The sequence below is a fragment of the Burkholderia sp. JKS000303 genome (assembly GCF_002563755.1).
Taxonomy (GTDB): Bacteria; Pseudomonadota; Gammaproteobacteria; order Burkholderiales; family Burkholderiaceae; genus Burkholderia; species Burkholderia anthina_B.
In genome coordinates, this window is sequence record NZ_PDBZ01000003.1 from 1,001,424 (window position 1) to 1,020,449 (window position 19,026).

General features: G+C 69.3%; 16 protein-coding genes. 5 read left to right on the forward strand and 11 right to left on the reverse strand.

The window, feature by feature from the left end; genetic code table 11:
• Positions 1-264: 264 nt before the first annotated feature.
• A complete protein-coding gene (locus tag BX604_RS32505) occupies positions 265-1,548 on the reverse strand; it encodes an isoprenylcysteine carboxylmethyltransferase family protein (protein WP_098554879.1) in 1,284 nt (427 codons plus the stop codon).
• 123 nt (positions 1,549-1,671) lie between these two features.
• Positions 1,672-3,678, reverse strand: a complete 2,007-nt coding sequence (locus BX604_RS40040; RefSeq protein ID WP_098554880.1) for a collagen-like triple helix repeat-containing protein — start codon at positions 3,676-3,678, stop codon at positions 1,672-1,674.
• Positions 3,679-4,037: 359 nt separating this feature from the next.
• On the opposite strand from BX604_RS40040, the gene BX604_RS32515 reads away from it, so the two are divergent.
• Positions 4,038-4,436 (forward strand): carboxymuconolactone decarboxylase family protein, encoded by a 399-nt coding sequence (locus BX604_RS32515; RefSeq protein ID WP_098554881.1) that lies wholly within the window; start codon positions 4,038-4,040, stop codon positions 4,434-4,436.
• 222 nt (positions 4,437-4,658) lie between these two features.
• On the opposite strand, the gene BX604_RS32520 is transcribed toward BX604_RS32515, so the two are convergent.
• From BX604_RS32520 to BX604_RS32530, 3 genes are read right to left on the reverse strand one after another with little or no spacing between them, the layout of a single operon-like run.
• The gene (locus BX604_RS32520) at positions 4,659-5,645 is read right to left on the reverse strand and encodes an alpha/beta fold hydrolase (protein WP_098554882.1); all 987 of its coding nucleotides are present in this window, start codon (positions 5,643-5,645) and stop codon (positions 4,659-4,661) included.
• Between the two features lie 7 nt (positions 5,646-5,652).
• Positions 5,653-7,215 (reverse strand): flavin-containing monooxygenase, encoded by a 1,563-nt coding sequence (locus BX604_RS32525; protein ID WP_098554883.1) that lies wholly within the window; start codon positions 7,213-7,215, stop codon positions 5,653-5,655.
• Positions 7,212-8,114, reverse strand: a complete 903-nt coding sequence (locus tag BX604_RS32530) for an SDR family NAD(P)-dependent oxidoreductase (RefSeq protein ID WP_098555221.1) — start codon at positions 8,112-8,114, stop codon at positions 7,212-7,214. The genes BX604_RS32525 and BX604_RS32530 overlap by 4 nt, the downstream gene beginning before the upstream one ends.
• 89 nt (positions 8,115-8,203) lie before the next feature.
• Here BX604_RS32530 and BX604_RS32535 point away from each other — a divergent pair, with 89 nt between their 5' ends.
• Positions 8,204-8,860, forward strand: a complete 657-nt coding sequence (locus BX604_RS32535) for a TetR/AcrR family transcriptional regulator (RefSeq protein WP_098554884.1) — start codon at positions 8,204-8,206, stop codon at positions 8,858-8,860.
• Positions 8,861-9,166: 306 nt separating this feature from the next.
• Here the strand turns inward: BX604_RS32535 and BX604_RS32540 are convergent, their stop codons facing one another.
• Positions 9,167-9,487, reverse strand: a complete 321-nt coding sequence (locus tag BX604_RS32540) for a fucose-binding lectin protein (RefSeq protein ID WP_257146494.1) — start codon at positions 9,485-9,487, stop codon at positions 9,167-9,169.
• A gap of 169 nt (positions 9,488-9,656) precedes the next feature.
• Positions 9,657-10,610 (reverse strand): LysR family transcriptional regulator, encoded by a 954-nt coding sequence (locus tag BX604_RS32545; RefSeq protein ID WP_098554886.1) that lies wholly within the window; start codon positions 10,608-10,610, stop codon positions 9,657-9,659.
• 126 nt (positions 10,611-10,736) lie between these two features.
• On the opposite strand from BX604_RS32545, the gene BX604_RS32550 reads away from it, so the two are divergent.
• The 3 genes from BX604_RS32550 to BX604_RS32560 all read left to right on the forward strand — a co-directional run bounded on the left by BX604_RS32550 (position 10,737) and on the right by BX604_RS32560 (position 13,804).
• A complete protein-coding gene (locus BX604_RS32550) occupies positions 10,737-11,381 on the forward strand; it encodes a glutathione S-transferase family protein (RefSeq protein WP_098554887.1) in 645 nt (214 codons plus the stop codon).
• A gap of 39 nt (positions 11,382-11,420) precedes the next feature.
• On the forward strand, positions 11,421-13,457 hold the full coding sequence (locus BX604_RS32555; protein WP_098554888.1) for a pyridoxamine 5'-phosphate oxidase family protein: 2,037 nt from the start codon (positions 11,421-11,423) through the stop codon (positions 13,455-13,457).
• Between the two features lie 143 nt (positions 13,458-13,600).
• Entirely contained in the window at positions 13,601-13,804 is a 204-nt protein-coding gene (locus BX604_RS32560) for a DUF2970 domain-containing protein (protein ID WP_098554889.1), read from the forward strand.
• A gap of 42 nt (positions 13,805-13,846) precedes the next feature.
• Here BX604_RS32560 and BX604_RS32565 read toward each other — a convergent pair whose 3' ends face one another.
• The 4 genes from BX604_RS32565 to BX604_RS32580 form a co-directional block, all read right to left on the reverse strand.
• Positions 13,847-14,986, reverse strand: a complete 1,140-nt coding sequence (locus BX604_RS32565; RefSeq protein ID WP_098554890.1) for a porin — start codon at positions 14,984-14,986, stop codon at positions 13,847-13,849.
• 292 nt (positions 14,987-15,278) lie between these two features.
• Positions 15,279-16,595, reverse strand: coding sequence for a flavin-dependent monooxygenase QhpG (qhpG, locus tag BX604_RS32570; protein WP_098554891.1), 1,317 nt, complete (start codon positions 16,593-16,595; stop codon positions 15,279-15,281).
• Positions 16,592-17,284 carry a subtilisin-like serine protease QhpE gene (gene qhpE, locus BX604_RS32575; protein ID WP_098554892.1) on the reverse strand — a complete coding sequence of 231 codons (693 nt, stop codon included), beginning with the start codon at positions 17,282-17,284 and terminating at the stop codon, positions 16,592-16,594. The genes qhpG and qhpE overlap by 4 nt, the downstream gene beginning before the upstream one ends.
• The gene (locus BX604_RS32580; RefSeq protein WP_098554893.1) at positions 17,277-19,004 is read right to left on the reverse strand and encodes an ABC transporter ATP-binding protein; all 1,728 of its coding nucleotides are present in this window, start codon (positions 19,002-19,004) and stop codon (positions 17,277-17,279) included. The genes qhpE and BX604_RS32580 overlap by 8 nt, the downstream gene beginning before the upstream one ends.
• Positions 19,005-19,026 lie beyond the last annotated feature (22 nt).

The following is a 19,026-nucleotide window of genomic DNA, read 5'->3' on the forward strand; positions in this document are numbered from 1 at the left end:
GGCCGTCGCGCGGGACGACGGTCGGTAGCCGCGCGGCAGGTGCACACGGACGGTCAGCACCATACGCGACGGGAACGGGACGGGTAACCGGGGTGGCGGGGAAAAGCGACGAAAGGCGGCGAATCACGGTGTTTCGCGACAATTGGCCGCAACGGCGCGCGCATGTCGATGTCGCCTGCGGGCGCGCGAGGGGGGCGACGACGCGATGTCATTCGCGTGCGTCGACCTCCCGGCCATTCGGGTATCCGGCCGCCGGTCGGCGCCTCACGCCGCCTGCTGCCGCCCGAACGCCTGCCTGATCCGCGCGAACAACCCGTGCTGCGCGATCCATTCCGCATACGCGCGATAGTCGGGATCGCGCATCAAATGGCGTTCTTCGGTCTTCGCCCGCGTGTAGTAGATCAGGTTGACCGCGATCAGCCCTGCGCAATGCATGAGCGCGACCTGCCAGCCGAGCGGCTCGACGAACGGCACCGACACCATCCAGTACGACAGGTTCTTCGTGATGTACGCCGGATGCTTCGTGAAGCGGTACGGGCCCGACGTGATGATCCCGCGGTTCGTGAGGTTCGAGAAACGCAGCCCGAACGAGATCGTCGACAGCGCGTAGGTCATCAGCAGCAGGATGATCACCGCGCCCCAGATCACGCGCAGCGTCGGCGCGGACAGCAGCCAGTTGTCCCAGAACAGCGAGCCTTCGTAGCGGATGTAGTTGTTCGAGATCAGCGACCAGAACGGCTGGTAGCACATCAGCGCGGCGACCCAGCCGAGCGTGGTCGGCTCGACGGTGCGCACGTGGCTGTCGAGGATGCGGAACGTGCACAGGTAGCCGACGGTGCCGAACATCAGGTCCATCGTGAACGACAGGTCGTACAGGAACACGAAGGTCGCGAGCGTCATCGGCGCGTTCACCGCGTGCGCGAGCGACGCGCTCAGGTGATCGGCGTCCTTCGACAGGTAGACGATCATCAGCGGCAGGAAGAACGCCTTCACGCCCCAGCCGGCGAGCATTTCGCGCACCGATTGCCAGCTCGCGGGCTTCTCGCGGCGGAACAGGAAGCGGCCCCACAGCAGGTACGCGTCGTCGGTCTCGCGCTGGTGGCGATCCATCCACGCGAAATAGAACGGCGCGGCGACGATCACGTACGGCGCGAGCGAGCGCAGCAGCGACCAGAACGGCAGGTAGAACGCGCCGTGATACTCGGGCAGCAGCCAGTAGATCGCGCCGATGCCGGCGTAGATCGACGCGAGCGCACCGAGCCGTGTCGTGACGCGGGCCAGCGCGAGCGGGCGCACGGCCTGCCGCGACAGCCCGGCGCTCGGGCGCAGATAGACGCGCGAGATGAAGATTTCGTGCAGCGCGATCGTGCCGATGATCGCGAGGCTCGCGATGACCGCGCGCGTGGCGGCGTCGAGCGTCGGGTGGTCGCGCGTGACCCACAGCGCGAAGAGGCCGGCCGTGATGCCGAGCAGGCCGGCGCGAAATGGCGTGGCGGAACGGGGCGGGCGGTCCTGGACCGCGGCGATGCCGTCGAGCGTGGAATTCATGATCGGATCCTCGTCGGGATGTCGGCCGGCGCCCCTCGCTTCGGCGGGGTGACGCCGGCCGCTGGCCGGGCTTTGGATTGGTATGCGCCCGGCCATTGGCCTGTGGTTCTGATACGTGAAGCGTTACTTCTTGGTGGTGCCGCCGAGCAAGCCGCCGAGCAGGTTCGTCACCGGCGACAGCAGGTTGGCCGCGCCGCCTGCAGCGCCGCCGTTCGAGCTGCCGGTGAGGCCGCCCACGATCGTGCCGCTGCCGGCCGGCGTCGTCACCGTGCCGGTCGCGCCGCCGGGGCTGGCCGTACCGACTGCGCCGAGCGTGCCGAGGGCCGACGTCAGCGAGCCCGTCACCGTGCCGACCGGGCCGCTCGTCAGCGCGCCGCCGAGGCCGCCGGTCGGGCTGCCGCCCGGCGTCGTGACCGTGCCGGTGAGGCTTGCGCCGAGCGGCGTCAGCGAGTTGACGAGACCGGTGACCGGCGCAAGCAGGCCGCCGACGCCCGAGCCGCTGGTTCCGCCCGTGCCGCTCGAACCGATGCCGCCGAGCCCGCCCGTCAGCGAACCGAGCAGGCCGGTGATCGGCGCCAGCGGGTTGGTGCCGCTGGTGCCGCCGTTTTTGTCGTGGACGAGCCCGCCGGTTGCCGTCACCGTGTTGCCCAGTTGGCCCACGACACCGCCGAGACCTGCGCCGAGCGGGTTGTCGGTCGCGCCGCCGACCTTCGAGCCGGCAAGGGCCAGGCCGTTGCCGAGCGTGCTCAGCAGGCCGTTGAGCGGCGTGCCGAGCAGCGTGACGCTGCCGAGCGTCTGCGTGGCGCCCGGCGTCGTCACGCCGCCGGTCAGCGTGTTCGTGATCGGGTTGATCACCTTGCCGAGCTGCGTCTCGAGCTGCTGGACCGGCGCGCTGCTCAGCGTGGTGTTCAGGCCCGATGCGGTCGAGTTGACCGCGCCGCCGACGGTGTTGACGAGGTCGCCGACGACCGTCGTCACCGGCGAGAGTGGCGACAGCGGGCCCGAGCCGAGGCTCTTCACTGCGTTGCCGAGGTTGTTGACGGCGCCGCCGGCGCCGGTCAGCAGGCCGGTGGTCGACGTGAGCGTCGGGCCGAGCGGGTTCGCCGACACGCCGATCGAGCCGAGGCCGGCCGCGACGCCGTTGCCGAGCGACTGCACGCCGTTGCCCAGGCTCGTGACTGCGTTGCCGACGCTGGTGGCCGTCGTCGGGTTCGTGCCGGGGATCTGCACGCCGCCGATTTGCGCGCCGCCGTTGGCGACGGTCGTGCCGAGCGACGTGACGAGATTGCCGGTCTTCTGCAGGACGTTGCCGAGCGGGGTGACGCCGGTGCCGGAAGTGCCGGAGGTGCCCGACGTACCAGAAGTGCCCGAGGTACCAGAAGTGCCCGACGTACCAGAAGTGCCCGAGGTGCCGGAAGTGCCCGAGGTGCCGGAAGTGCCCGAGGTACCAGAAGTGCCCGAGGTACCAGAAGTGCCCGAGGTACCAGAAGTGCCCGAGGTACCGGAAGTGCCCGACGTGCCGGAAGTACCCGACGTGCCGGAAGTGCCCGAGGTACCGGAAGTGCCCGACGTGCCGGAAGTACCCGACGTACCGGAAGTACCCGACGTACCGGACGTGCCCGAGGTGCCAGAGGTACCGGAAGTGCCCGAGGTGCCGGAAGTGCCCGACGTACCGGAAGTGCCTGACGTGCCGGAGGTGCCCGAGGTACCGGAAGTACCCGACGTACCGGAGGTGCCCGACGTGCCGGAAGTACCCGACGTACCGGAAGTGCCCGACGTGCCGGAAGTACCCGACGTACCGGAAGTGCCCGACGTACCGGAGGTGCCCGACGTACCGGAAGTGCCCGACGTACCGGAAGTGCCCGAGGTACCGGAAGTACCCGAGGTACCGGAAGTGCCCGACGTACCAGAGGTGCCCGAGGTACCGGAAGTACCCGACGTCCCGGAAGTGCCCGAAGTCCCCGACGAACCCGACGTCCCGGAAGTACCCGAACTCCCCCCCGTCCCCGACGTGCTCGGCTTGATCGTCGGCGGCGTCGTCGGCCCGTCGACGGAGCCGCAGCCGTACAGCGTGAGCAAGGACAAGACAGCCAGCGATACCGTCGTCTTCTTTATTAAGTGTTGGTGCATGTTGGCCTCGACATTGGAAGTGTGCCAAGGCTGAACTGCAAATTCCGCGCCATGACGGCTTTCGGGAAACGCTCACGCGCTTTGTTGCAGAAAACGGGAATTTAGACGCGATTTAAACGCCGATTTGAAGATTTCACGAGACCGGCGGACAAGTTGCGCCGGTGCTGCCGCGGCGGTGTTCCCGACCGGCGCCGTAACGCGCGCCCGGATGTTACGTAGCGTTCGACTCGCGCCCGGCCGGGGCGCGACGAATCGGGCGCCGGATCTTTGACGAAACGCCCGGGTGCCGCGAACATGACGCGAACCCACCCGGCCGCGGGCCATGCCCGAGCGGCCACGACCTCGAACAGGACACGGACATGAGCGAACAGGACAGGGAGCAGGGCAAGGCGCGACGCATCGACGTGATGGGGGACGCGTTCGTCGAGCGTGCGATGCGCGATCTCGACGGCTTTTCGCGTCCGCTGCAGAACTGGTTGAACGAACATGCATGGGGCAGCACGTGGCGGCGCGACGGAATCGACCTGAAGACGCGCAGCCTCTGCACCTGCGCGATGCTGGCGGCGCTGGGCCGCGGCACGGAGCTGAAGGGGCACGTGCGCGGCGCGCTCAACAACGGCGCGAGCCTCGTCGAGATCCGCGAGGTGCTGCTGCACAGCGCGTTGTACGCGGGCGCGCCGGCCGCAGTCGAGGCGTTCCGCAGCGCGCGCGAGGTGATCGCGGAACTCGGGCTGTCGCTGCCCGACGACGAAGCCTGAGCGACGCGCGCCGTCGATCGCGGCGCGCCGGGCGGTCAGGCGGCACGACCCGGCGTGACCGGCTGCCCTACTGCAGGCGGCGGTGCCGCGAACCGCGGCGCACGGCCGCGCCCGACGCGCCGAGCGCCCGTCGGATGCTCAACCCGGCCGCTTATATATCAGTCACCGAGGCCGCACGCGTGCACCGCCATGCCGGTGCAGCCCCCTGGCACCCGCTGCCGATCAATGCTCGACGTGCGTGCCCTGCACGGTCGCATCGACCGGCTCGGCGGCGACTTCGAGCAGCCAGTCCGCCGTCGCCTCCGGCATCGTGACCGGCAGCATGTGCCCGCCTTCGACGACCTTCAGCCGCACGCGCGCCGACTTCTTCGCGAGCGCCTCGCCATGGTCGCGCCAGTTCAGGATCGGATCGGCGCGGCCGTACAGCACGTCGACCGGCAACGACAGTGCCGCGTAGCGGCGCTCCATCGCGGGCAGGTCGACGGGCGCCGACAGCAGGTCGGTCGCCGTCGCGTAGAACACGCGCGGGCGCAGCCCGAGCAGGCCGCCGCCCTTGACCGGGAAGTCGCGCGGCACGTCCTCCGGCGCGAACACCTGCTGCACGGCCTTGCGGCCGGTCAGGATCGTCAGCGGGATCGCGAAGGTCCACGACACGAAGCGGCGCACCAGCGGCGACGGCAGCATCAGCGGCTTGAACGGCCCCGGCGGCTCGGTCTGCTCGTGCGACAGCGGCGCGATCAGCGCGAGCCGGCTCACGCGATCCGGATGGTTGAGGCCGACGGCGAGCGCGATCGCGCCGCCGAGCGAGTGACCGACGAGCACGGGCCGGTCGAGCTGCAGCGCGTCGATGAACGCGGCGACGGTGCGGGCCTGCGCGAACACGTTCGCCTGCGAGCCGGCGCCGCGCAGCGAGCGGCCGGCGCCGGGCCGGTCGACGAGGATCACGCGATGCTGCTGCGCGAGCCGTGTGAGCGGGAGGTACGCGAAGTTGCGCAACTGGCCGGCGAGCCCGTGCACGAACACGAGCGGCGGGCCGCTGCCGTACTCGACGTAGTGGAGGCGGTCGCCGCCGACGTCGACGAAGCGGCCTTCGGGCGGAAACGCGCGCGTCACGCGGCTCGCGACGTAACCGGAAAACAGCGCGAGCGCGGCGAGCACCGCGACGGCGCCGAGCAGCACGTTCAGGATCAGATGGAGCGTATGGCTCATGTCGGCCTCAGCGGGTTTCGAGTACGGGTTCGGCAACCGGCGCGGCGGCCGGGCCGGCTTGCGCGCGGCGTTCGAAATGCATCGCCGAATCGGCGAGTCCGCTGAACTTCAGCGACGCGAGATCGAGCACGTAGTTCTGATGGAATTTCCATGGCTTGCGGTGGCCCTGCCGCGGCAGGATGCCGGCTGCGCGCTGGATGTAGCCGGAGCTCAGGTTCACGGCCGGCACGTCGCCGAGATCGCCGGCGCCAAGCCGCGGCACGCACGTGTCGTAGCCGTGCGCGCGCATGTGGTTCAGCAGCCGGCACACGTAGCGCGAGATCAGCTCGGCCTTCAGCGTCCACGACGCGTTCGTGTAGCCGAACGACGACGCGAGGTTCGGCACGTCGCTGTACATCATTCCTTTATAGGACACGGTCTGCGGCAAGTCGACCGCGCGGCCGTCCACCGTCACGCGTGCGCCGCCGAGCATCTTCACCTTCAGCCCGGTGGCCGTGACGATCACGTCGGCGTCGAGCTGCTGGCCGCTTTTCAGTTTCAGGCCGGTCGGCGTGAAGCGTTCGATCTCGTCGGTGACGATCGACGCGCGGCCCGCGCGGATCGACTTGAACAGGTCGCCGTTCGGCACGAGGCACACGCGCTGGTCCCACGGCATGTAGCGCGGCGTCAGGTGCTTCGCGACGTCGAAGTCCGCGCCGAGCTGCTTGCCGGCCGCGCGGATGATGAACTGCTTGGTCCGCTCGGGCTTGCGGCGCGACACGTTGTACAGGTATATCGTCAGCAATACGTTCTTCACGCGCACGAGCCGGTGCGCGAGCTGCGACGGCAGCACGCGGCGCAATGCGTTCGCGATCCTGTCGCGGGCCGGCAGCGACACGATGTAGGTCGGCGAGCGCTGCAGCATCGTCACGTGCCGCGCGTCGGCCGCCATCGACGGCACCAGCGTGACGGCCGTCGCGCCGCTGCCGATCACGACGACGCGCCGGTTCGCGTACGACAGGTCCTTCGGCCATTGCTGCGGATGCACGATGCGGCCTTCGAACGATTCCATGCCGGCCCAGTCGGGCAGGTAGCCGCCGTCGTAGTCGTAATAGCCGCTGCACATGTAGAGGAAGCGGCACGTGTAGACGAGCGTGTCGCGCGCGCCGTCCTGCGTGCGCTCGACGCGTACCGTCCAGCGTGCGCGGTTCGAATCCCAGTCGGCCGCGACGACCTTCTGGCCGTAGCGGATCGTCTGGTCGATGCCGTACGTGCGCGCGGTGTCGCGAATGTAGTCGAGGATCGTCTGGCCGTCGGAGATCGCCTTGTCGCTGTGCCACGGGCGGAAGCTGTAGCCGAGCGTAAACATGTCGGAATCCGAACGAACGCCCGGATAGCGGAACAGGTCCCAGGTGCCGCCGATCGCATCGCGCGCCTCGACGATCGCGACGCTCGCATGCGGGCAGCGCTTCTTCAGGTGATACGCGGCGCCGATGCCGGACAGGCCGGCGCCGACGATCAGCACGTCGAGGTCGCGGCTGTCGCCGCGGGCGGGCGGCGCATCGCGCCGGTCGGTCGTCGTCGAGGTCATGCGGGATCCTGGGTCGGCGTGGTCGGGCGCGCGGCCGGCGCGTGCGCGCGGTCGAGGTTGCGTGCACGGGCGCGGCGCACGTGGCGCAGCATCAGTCGCTGATAACCGGCGCCGAGCAGGCGCGCGATCCTGTCGAGACGACGCGCATCGGCGCCGACCAGCACGCGGCGCGCGTTGCGCTCGACGCCGGCGAGGATCTGCCGCGCGGCATCGTCGGCCGTCGTTGCGTTGATCAGGCGGTTCGCCTGGCGGCGATGGGTCGCTTCGTCCTGGCCCGTGAGCGCATGGATGCTGGTGTCGACGCGGCTCGCATCGACGATGTTGGTCGCGACGCCGCCCGGATGCACGCAGGTTGCGCTCACCGGCGCGCCGTCGAGTTCGAGTTCCATGCGCAGCGCTTCGGTGAAGCCGCGCACCGCGAACTTGGTCGCGTTGTACGCGCTTTGCGTCGGCATCGCGATCAGCCCGAACAGGCTCGACGTGTTGATCACGTGCCCGTCGCCCGACGCGCGCAGATGCGGCAGGAACGCTTGCGTGCCGTGCACGACGCCCCAGAAGTTGATGCCGACGATCCATTCGAGATCCGCGAGGCGCGCGGTCTCGGCGCTCGCGGCCAGCGACACACCCGCATTGTTGAAGATCAGGTTGACCTTGCCGTGTTCCGCGCGCACGAAATCGGCCCACGCGAACACCGCGTCGCGATCGGCGACGTCGAGCCGTCGCGTGCTCGTGCGCACGCCGTGCTGCGCGCAGGCGGCCGCCGTGCCGGCGAGCCCGACGTCGTTGACGTCGGCGAGCGCGACCGCGCAGCCGCGCCGCGCGAGCTCGACCGCGAGGCTGCGGCCCATGCCCGAACCGGCGCCGGTGATCGCGGCGACCTTGCCGGAAAAACCCTTCATCTGTCGTTCCTCCCGTTTCCGCTTGCGCTGCACCGGCGGCGCGCCTATTGTGGTGTTGTTCGTCACCACTTTAGTTTTCGGGTGTCCTGATGTCAAATAGCGAAATGGAGAAAGCACTCGAAACAGAAAAACGGGGTCGGGCGTACGGCGGCGTGGCGCCCGAGGTGCGGGCCGCCGAGCGGCGCGATGCGCTGATTCGCGCGGCGACGCGCGTGTTCGGCACGGTCGGGTTCCGCAAGGCGACGGTGCGGTCGATCTGTCAGGAAGCGAAGCTCAACGATCGCTATTTCTACGCGGCGTTCGACAGCACCGAGGATTTGCTGCGCTGCACCTATCTGCATCATGCGCAGCAGCTGCACGATGCGGTCGCGCGTGCGGTGGCCGAGCGCGGCGGCGACCTGCGCGAGAGCGTCGACGCGGGGCTCGCCGCATTCTTCGGCTTCCTGCGCGACCCGTGCGCGGCGCGCGTGCTGCTGCTCGAGGTGATGGGCGTGAGCGCGGATACCGACATGACCTACCAGCGGATGCTGATCGACTTCGGCAAGCTGATCATGGCGATCGGCGCGGCGCGCGAGGCCGCGACGCCCGCGGAGCGCACCGAGCAGCGGCTGATCGGGCTCGCGCTCGTCGGCGCGATGACGAACGTCGGCGCGGCGTGGCTGCTCACCGGTTATCGCGATCCGGAGGCGCAGATGGTCGCGAGCTGCAGGAAGGTGCTGCTGGGGACGCTGCGCGAGGAGGCGTAGCGCGCGGACGCCTCCGTTGCGACGGACGGTAAACGTGAAACAGCCGGACGATCGTGCAGCGATCCGATTCGTGTATCGCTTCCGTAAATTTCACCGGGATTTATTTTGATAATTATCGGGTGGGATCTGAATTAACGGGGTGCGATATTTCACGCAACCGTCATCAATTTAATTATTCAATAATTTTCGATTCCGTGATTAATTTGTAATCTGGAAAGCAATCGCAAAAAGAAAGCGCAACGCCAATGAGAATGGGCGTTGCGCCGTCGTTACGCGCGCAACGTGTCGCGCGGGCGGGAAGCGGGATCAGGAGCCCGTGTAGCCGCCGCGGGTCCAGCCTTCACCGTCCCAGCACCACTCGGTCGTCGCTCCCCCGCTGGTCGCGTACACGCGGATGTGAACGGCGCTGCCGACCAGCCAGCACGTCGCCGAGACGTTGTCGCCCGCCTGGGCGAACGCGCCGGTGTACCAGCCCTGGCCGTCGTAGCAGCGTTCGGTGATCTTGTTGCCGTTGGCCGTGTAGACGCGGATCGACGGCGTGCTTCCCCATGAAATTGCGGCGGTTTGCATTTTCAAACTCCTTGATTGGAATGAAGCGGAGAATTGAAACGTTCCGGTAAACGCAATTCAGCGTATTACCGGGAATAAGATTAGTCAAAAATCTCGAAAATCAATATGAGATTTTTTGTGAACAAATGGGGTGATTAATTCGGGCGCGGAAACCCGGTGAAAAGCAGTTGAAAGCGCGTTGCAACGCCGTGCGCCGGACGTGCCCGGCGCATCCGGCGGCCGGCTTTCACCGCGCCGTGCGTTTCGATTGCGCCCGGCCCGCCGGTGCGCCCGGCCGTGTTTCACCGATCCGCGTCTTCATCGCGTCGATGAACGCGCGCACCTTCGGCGACGGCAGCCGCGTCGACGGATACACCGCATGGATCCCGGCCGGCGCCGAGCGCCACGCGGGCAGCAGCCGTACGAGCCGGCCGGCGGCGAGGTCGTCCGCGATCGAGAAGTCCGTCAGCAGCCCGAAGCCGCCGCCCGCGAGCGCGATCGCGCGGCACGCCGTCGCGGTATTCGACACGACCGGCGCGACGCAGCGCACCGATGCATGGCCGCCGCCCGCATGGTCGAGCTCGATCGTATGCGGGCGCGGCAGCGTCGACAGCATCACGAACGGCAGCGCGGCCAGCGCGTCCGGTTCGCGCGGCAGCCCGTGCCGCGCGACGAATGCCGGGCTCGCAACCAGCCATTTCTCGTACTCGCCCAACTGCACCGCGCGATGGTTCGAATCCGCGAGGCGGCCGATGCGGATCGCGACGTCGAGATTGTCCGCGACCAGATCGACGACGCGGTCGTTTGCAATCAGCTCCACATCAAGCCCCGGATGCGCGTCGCGCAGCGCGACGACGGCCGGCGCGACGACCAGCGCGCCGTAGTCGATCGGCACGCTCACGCGCAGCGTGCCGCGCAGCGGCCCGGCGTCGGACGACACCGCGTCGAGCGCGCTTTCGGTCGCGCGCACGATGTCGCGGCACGCATCGTAGAACGCGCGCCCCGCATCGGTCACGCTCAGCCGCCGCGTCGTGCGCACCAGCAGGTTCGCGCCGACCTCGGATTCGAGGCGCTGCATGTGGGTGCTGACGACCGTCTTCGCGAGGCCGAGCCGTTCGGCCGCGGCCGTCAGCGAGCCGGCATCGACCACCGCGACGAAGATCGCCAGCCGGTTCAGGTTCACGTCGCGCAGGTCGGCCATCGTCGATTGTCCTATGGGAGCGGATAATGTTTCAGCGATTATCCGTCTTCTGCGCGTGAACGGCGAGCGCTACGCTGGGGCTGTTCGTCGCCGACTTCCGGCGGCGCGAGATTCAGGAGACCTTCCATGTCCGCTGCCAGCAAGCCCGCCCGTCCGATTCGCGTCTATTCGTTCCCGCTGTCGGGGCACGCGCACCGGGTCCGGCTGTTCCTGGCGCTGCTCGGGCTGCCGTGCGAGACCGTCGATGTCGACCTCGCGGCCGGCGCGCAGCGCGAACCGGCGTTCCTCGCGCTCAATCCGCTCGGGCAGGTGCCGGTGATCGACGACGACGGCATCGTGATCGCCGATTCGAACGCGATCCTCGTCTATCTCGCGAAGCGCTACGGCGACGCGCACTGGCTGCCCGACGACGCGCCCGGCGCGGCGGCCGTGCAGCGCTGGCTGTCGTACGCAGCCGGCCCGATCGCGTCGGGGCCAGCCGCCGCGCGGCTCGTCACGGTGTTCGGCGCGCCGCTGGATCACGATGCGGCGAAGCGCACGGCCGCGAAGGTGCTCGACGTGATCGACCGCGAACTGGCCGGCAAGCCGTTCGCCGCCGGCACGCTGCCGACCATCGCCGACATCGCCGCGTACACGTACATCGCGCACGCGCCGGAGGGCGGCGTGTCGCTCGAACCGTATCCGCACGTGCGCGCGTGGCTCGCGTGCGTCGAGGCGCTGCCAGGCTTCGTCGGCATGCCGCCGACCCGCGCCGGCCTGCTCGCCGCCTGACGTGGCGCGGCCGTCACACACCTGTTTCGGGAGAACGCGATGAATGCGCCGAGCGCCGTCGTACCGGGCTGGGAACTCGACGATGCGCCGTTTCACGCGGGCGAGCTTGCCGTGCAGCAGCGCGCGGGCGTGACGGAGGCCGCGGGCGCGGCCGGCCGGCGCGGGATCCGGCGGTTCATGCCGGAGCAGCACCGGACGTTTTTCGGCCAGCTGCCGTTCTTCGTGCTCGGTGGCGTCGATGCGCTCGGGCAGCCGTGGGCGACGCTGCGGGTCGGCAGGCCCGGTTTCGTGACGACGCCGGATGCGCGCACGCTGTGCATCGCTGGCGAAGCGCTGCCGGGCGATCCGCTGGGCGGTGCGTGGCAGCCGGGTGCGTCGCTCGGCGGGCTCGGGATCGCGTTCGACACGCGCCGGCGCAATCGCGTGAACGGCGTCGTGCGCGTGGTGGACGGCGGCGCGCTCACCATCGCGGTCGAGCAGAGCTTCGGCAATTGCGCGAAGTACATCCAGGGCCGTACGCCGACGTTCGTGCGGCGCGACGGCGGTGCATCGGCCGCGGTCGTTGCATCCGACGTATCGGAGGTATCGGACGGGCTGGACGACGCAGACCGCGCGCTGCTCGCGCACGCCGATACGTTCTTCGTCGCGAGTGCGAACACGTCGGCCGGGGCGGGCGCCGCGCGCGGCGCGGACGTGTCGCATCGCGGCGGGATGCCGGGCTTCGTGCGCGTCGACGATGCGCATACGCTGACGACGCCGGATTTCAGCGGCAACCGCTTCTTCAACACGCTCGGCAACCTGCAGCACGATCCGCGCGCGGGATTGCTGTTCGTCGATTTCGAGCGCGGCGACCTCGTGTATGTCGCCGCGGATGCGGAGATCGTGTGGGACGGGCCGCTCGTCGCGTCGTTCGACGGCGCGCAGCGCGTCGTGCGGTTTCATGTGCGCGAAGTGCGGCGCACGCGGGGCGTGCTGCCGTTCCGGTGGTCGGCGGTCGAGCGCGCGCCGCAGTTTGCGGCGAATGCGGTGTCGACGTCCGCTGTATCCGCATCGGCTTCCAGCTGGCGAGCGTTGCGCATCGCGAAGATCGTCGACGAAGCGCGCGCGATTCGCTCGTTCCATTTTGAACCGGCCGATGGCGGCGCGTTGCCCGCGTACGAAGCCGGCCAGCATCTGACGCTGCGGGTCGTGCTGCCCGGCGGCGACGCGCCGACGATCCGCAGCTACACGCTGTCCGATGCGCCCGGCGGCGCGGATTACCGGATCACCGTGAAGCGGGAAGGGCGCGTGTCGGCATGGCTGCATGACCATGCGCGGGCCGGCATGACGCTCGACGCGCAGATGCCGCGCGGCCGTTTCACGTTCGACGTGGCGAGCCCGCGCCCGGCCGTGATGGTTTCGGCCGGTATCGGCATCACGCCGATGATCGCGATGCTGCACCGCGCGCTCGCCGACGATGCGCCGTCGCGCCGTGTGGTGTTCGTGCACGGCGCGCGCGATACGGCGGATCGGCCGTTTGCCGCGGCGCTGACGCGCATCGCGGAGACCGACGCACGCGTCGCGCTGCACTGGTTCGACAGCCAGCCGCCGCGTGACGGCGCGGCGCGACCGGGCCGCATCGACATCGCGCAACTGAAGCGGATCCTGCCGTTCGACGACTACGACTTTTATTTGTGCGGGCCGTCCGCGTTCATGCGCGATCTGTATGAAGGACTGCGCGCGCTGAACGTGCCGGACGAGCGCATCCGTTTCGAGGCGTTCGGGCCGTCGAGCGTCACGCGCAGCACGGCCGCGGCGTCGCCGGCGACGAGCGTACCCGTCGTGTTTCGCCGCTCGGCGCGCGAGGCCGGATGGACGCCTGCCGACGGCACGCTGCTCGAATTCGCCGAAGGGCAGCGCGTGGCGGTGCCGTCCGAATGCCGGTCCGGATCGTGCGGCACGTGCGCGACGCGCGTGCTGTCCGGCGCGGTCGACTACGTGCAGGCGCACGATGCGCCGGTCGAGCCGGGTTGCGCGCTGCTGTGCGTCGCACAGCCGGCGCAAGGGGCCGCGGAGCCGCTCGTGCTCGATCTCTGACGCGCGCGCCGTGTCGGTGCCGCAGCCATGCGACACGCGGTCGCACAGCCCGTGCTGCGCAAAAACCGCACGCAACTGCTTCTTTTTTCGGATGCCTGTCGGATCGACGATAGCGTCAACCGATAGAAGAAAGGAGCAACATCATGAAACTGTTCAGCATGATCCGCCTGGTTCTGTGGAGTTTCTTCGGCGTACGCAACAGCAAGGCGCACGCGTCCGATCTCGCGAACGTCAACTTCACGATGCTGCCGTTCGTCGCGCTCGTGCTCGCGGTGCTGGTCGGCGCGGTGATCTACGGCGTCGTCCATCTGGTCGTCGACCCGACGGTGACGATGCAGGGCTTCTGAGCGCCGCGTGCCGCACCCGTGTGCGGCACGGTCCGGCACGGCTCAGAACGTGTGATTCAGCGCCACGCGCGCGACGATCTGATGCCCGTTCGACGACGCGCCGGGCGAACCCGGCACGAGCGCGCCGTCGAGCGGCGTGCCGGTCGCGCTGCCGCCCACCAGCTGATACGCGACCTGCGTGTAGACCGACGTGCGCTTCGACAGCAGGTACTGCGCCATCGCGCCGAACTGGTTCCAGTGCAGCGACGACTTCACGCCGGCCTGATCGAGGCCGCCGCGCGTGTACGTGTACATGCCGCCGACCAGAAAGGACGGCGTGACGTTGTACTTCGCGTTGACTTCGAGGTTGTCGAACGTGAGCCGCGCATCCGCGAGGCCGAGACTACCCGCATAGATCGACGCGTCGGGCTGCCCGACGTTCACGTGCGAATACACCGCGCCGAGCGTCGCGGCGCCGATCCCGTAGTTCACGCCGACGCCGTAGATCTTCTGGTTGCCCGCGACGAAATCCGAGTCGTCCGGCGTCAGTGCGCCCCCCGCCGTGGTGCCCGGGTTCGACATGTTCTCGTAGACGGCGGCGACCGACAGCGTCTGGTACGTGTAGTTCAGGCCGACGCCGAGCATCCGGTTCTGCGCGAAGCCGCCCGCGAGATTGCTCAACCCGGCCATCACGGTGCCCGAGAAACCGCCGAACACGGGGCTCGTGTATTTCACCGCGTTGTTCGCATGGAACGACGCATCGGTGTTGTCGTTGTCGAGCGGATGCGAGAACAGGAAGCCGGCCCAGCTGCCGTTCGAGGTCAGCGGCCCGATCGTGTCGGCGACGGTGTCGAACTGGCGGCCGAGCGTCAGCGTGCCGAGCTGCGCAGACTGCAGCCCGACATACGACTGGTAGCCGAACAGGCGGTTGCCGTAGCCGAGCTGGCCGTTTTCGACCGCGAAGCCGCTTTCCAGGTCGAAGATCGCGTGCAGACCGCCGCCGAGATCCTCGTCGCCCTTGATGCCCCAGCGGCTGGTCGCGAGATCGCCGCTCGCCATCTGCCACGACGACTTCCCGCCGACGTTGTTCGTGTAGTTGATGCCTTCGTCGAGCACGCCGAAGAGCAGGACGGAGCTTTGTGCATGCGCGTTCGCGCAACCGATCAGGAATCCTGCCGACAGGATGAGGGGTGTTTTTTTCATGTGGGATGCGGGCTCGAAAGATGAAACGGTCGATGGTCCGGCGCGCGGCATGTGCGGCGCGTGACCTTCGATAAGCAGATGGCATGCCATCCCCCGTTTCGAGACCGCGATGCGCGGGATGCGTTCAATTTCATTGAGCCGTGCGGTCGATTCATGCCGGATCGCGTAGCAATTCGCATCGCGTGTCGCATGTCGCGTCTCAACTTGAGACGCGACATGCGATGCAGAACAATCGTGCGTGCGTCGCCGCATGCAGGAATGACGAGGCGGAGGCGCGGGGAAAAGGCGCGCGTTAGGCGCGCGAGAACGGATAACCCTGCGTTTCGAGCCAGCGCCGCACGAGCGCGGCCTGTGGCGGTGCGAACTGCGCCAGCACCTGCGCGGCCGGCTGCTCGCGCAGCGCGGCGACGATCGGCGCGAGCGCGATGCCTTGCAGATGCCAGATCCCGAGCGGCTGGTCGGGGCTCGTGACGACGTCGGCTTCGGCGATCGTATCGCCGTCGATCACGGGTGCACGCTCGATCGCGAGCGCGCCGAAATCGGCTGCGCGATGCGATGGCGCGTCGTCGGGCCACGCGCGGCGTGCCTGCCAGAACGGTCGCTCGGTCCATTGCGTGTCGAGCGCATAGAAGTCGCGGCCGATCCGCGCGAAACGCATGAACAGCGCGGTGATGCGCCGCTCGTGAAAGCGCAGCGCGAGTGCCGCGCGCTCTGGATGTGCGAGCAACGTATGGATGACGGCCGGCGCCTGCAGCGCGGACGACAGCGACTGGAAGATCCCGTTGCCGGACAGCGGATCGACGGCCATCGCCGCGTCGCCGATGCGCAGCCAGTTCGCCCCGCCCGTGTCGCCGCACAGCGTCGCGCTGCTGGTGCGTGCGAACACGCGCGCGTCGTCGCCGGCATCGCTCGCGAAGAAGTCGCGTGCAAGCGGCGTGTGCCGCAGCGCCGCGCACCACGCGGGCAGCGCGTCGCGCGGCGGTAGCGTCGTGGTCGCGACGTCGAGCGTCGCCTGCCAGTAGCAGCGGCCGTCAGGCAGGCGTGCCATCCACGCCCAGCCGTCCGGCAAACTCTCGATCGCGGAAGCCGCGTCGCCGGGCGTGCCTTGCCACACGTTCAGCAGGCTGAGCGTCTGCGGGCCGCGGATCGCATCGCGCGCGAGCGGCGCGAGCCGACCGCGCGCCTCGACGACGAACGCTGCATACAGCGTTTCCTCACCGATCGGCGTGTCGACGCGGATCGCATGGCCATCTCCGTCGGCCTGCACCGCGCGCACCGTCGCTTCGCGCACCTTGATACCCGCGTCGGCGAGATCGCGGCGCAGCGCTTCGTCGAAACGGCGGCGGTCGATCAGGTATTCGTGATTGAGCGTGCGCGTGTCGCCGTTCCAGCGCGTCGTGCGCGCGCACGGCGGCAGCGCACACGCGGCGGCCTGTACGAGCCCCGCATGGCGCAGCCCTTGCAGCACGCGCCCGGACACGCCTTCGACCGCATCGAAGTGCCGCCACTCGCTGACGACGGTCACCGGATAGCCGAGCCGCGCGACGCCCAGCGCGGCGGCGGCGCCCGCCGGGCCGGCGCCGAGCACGGTGATCGGCGCGCGCTTCATGATGCGTGGGTGCGCCGTTCGACGCCGACGCAGGCCGCGTCTTCGCGCAGATGCGCGACGAGCGCGGCGGTATCCGCGTCGGGGTAGCGCGCGAACCAGCGCGCCGCATGGCCGCTGAGCGCCGCGCACGCGATGCTCGCGCCGGCCGGCGCGCGCGGTGCGCCGCTCGAGACGCGCGCGCCGAAGTCGGCCTGCGCGCTGTCGAGCCACGACCATTGGCCCGGTGCGCAGCGCGCATCGCCCGTCACGCGCACGATGCCCGGATAGCTGGCCGGAAACACCGGCGCACCTTGCGCGGGGCTCGACGCGAACACGGTCACGCGTTGCGCGACGGCCGCCGCGCACGCGTCGCGCAGGGCGTCGCGATCGGCGCGCACGCCGAGGCTCAGGTTGATCACGCGGATACGTTGTGTCAGCAACCAGTCGATCGCGTGCGCGATTTGCGCGGCACTCGTCACGCCGCGCGCGTCGAACACCTGCGCGACGACCAGCGTCGCATCGGGTGCGGCGGCCGCGATCGTCGTGCAGATCACGCTGCCGTGGCCGAGCCGGTCCGGTTCGGCGGCGCCGGCCCGCAGCATCGCGGCGTCGTCGAGCGAGAAGCGCCGCGCGTCGGCCACGCGCGCGCTCAGCGACGGCGGATAGCCGCTGTCGACGACACCGACGCGCACGCTCCCGTCGTCACGCATGCGCGACGTCCCGTTGCATGCGCCGTGCGAGTTGCCCGTCGGCGAGTTCGAAATGCAGGTCGACGCCGGCGAGTGTCGACGCGCGGTGACTGACGAGGATGCGCGTGCGATCGCCGAACAGCGTGTCGATCTGCGCGATGACCTGCCGCTCGGTCGCTTCGTCGACGGCCGACGTCGCCTCGTCGAGCACGAGGATCGCCGGCGCCTGCAGCAGCGCGCGTGCGATCGCGATGCGCTGCTTCTGGCCGCCGGACAGCTGTTGCCCGCGCTCGCCGACCGGCCCGTCGAGCCCGCCCGGCAGCGTCGCGATCAGTTCGTCGAGGTGCGCGGCACGCGCGGCGTGAGCAATGTCGTCGCGTGTCGCGTTCGGCGCCGCGTAACGGATGTTGTCCGCGAGGCTGCCGCGAAACAGCACGATGTCCTGGCTGACGACCGCGACGTGCCGGCGCAGTGCGTCGAGATCGACGTCGCGCAGGTCGACGCCGTCGATGCGCACGCAGCCGCGCTGCGGATCGTAGAAGCGCTGCATCAGGTCGATCAGCGTCGATTTGCCGCTGCCCGACAGTCCCGACAACGCGACCTTGCTGCCGGCCGGCACGCGCGCGGCGGCGCCGCGCAGCACCGGCTGCGCGCGCTCGTCGTGCGCGAACCACACGTCGACGAATTCGAGGTCGCCGCGCGGCGGCAGCTCACGTGCGGCCACCGGCGGCTGCACGGCCACCGGCGCGCGCTGCAGCTCCATCACGCGGCCGAGGCTTACCGTCATCCGTTGCAGCGCGACGTAGAGCCCCAGCAGGCTCTTCACGGGGCCGATCGCCATCCCGAGATAGCTCGAGAACGCGATCAGCGAACCGAGCGGCCAGTCGCCGCGAATCACCCAGTAGCCGCCGACGATGAACGCACCGGCGCGCGACAGCGACGTCAGCGTGCCGGGTACCGACTGCGTGATGAATTCGGTGACTTGCAGTTTCAGCAGGCGCTCCATGTAGCGATCGCCGAGGCCGTCGAGCCGCGCCTGTTCCGCACGCTGGCGGCCGGCCGCCTGGATGAACTTCATCGCGGGCAGCGTCTCGACGAGAAACGACGACACGTCGGCCGCGCCTTCGCGCACCGCGCGCGCATCGCGCTCGACCTTGCGGCGCATCGTGCGCAGCCACAGGATCTCGAACGGAATCAGCAGCAGCGCGAGCAGCGACAGCTTCCACGACAGCGTCACCAGCAGCGCGAGCGTGCCGACCAGCCCGATCACGTTCGATACCGCGGAGAACAGCGCGTCGAGCGCGAAGCGCTGGATCTCGGCGACGTCGCCGTCGAGGCGCGACAGCAGGTCGCCGAGGCGGCGCTGCCCGTAGAACGACGGCGACAGCCGCTGCAGGTGCGCATAGACGGCGCTGCGCAGCGAGAACAGCACGCGGCCGGACAGCCGCGTATGCAGGTAACGGTTGACGCCGCCGAGCAGCGTGCCGACGAAGCCGGCGAACACCATCGCGAACGCGACCACAACGAGCATCCGGAAATCCTTGCCGACGAGCCCGCGGTCGATCAGCTCCTTCGTGAGCCACGGCTGCGCGAGCGCCAGCAGCGACGCGCAGGCGGACAACGCGAGCAGGCCCGCGATCGCGAGCCGGTGCGGCCGCACGAAACCGTATAGCCAGCCGAGCGCGCGCGCGAGTTGCGCGCGGTCGTCGGTCTTCACGAAACGCAGGACGAGTTTCAGCATCGGCGCGAGCGATCCGTACGGA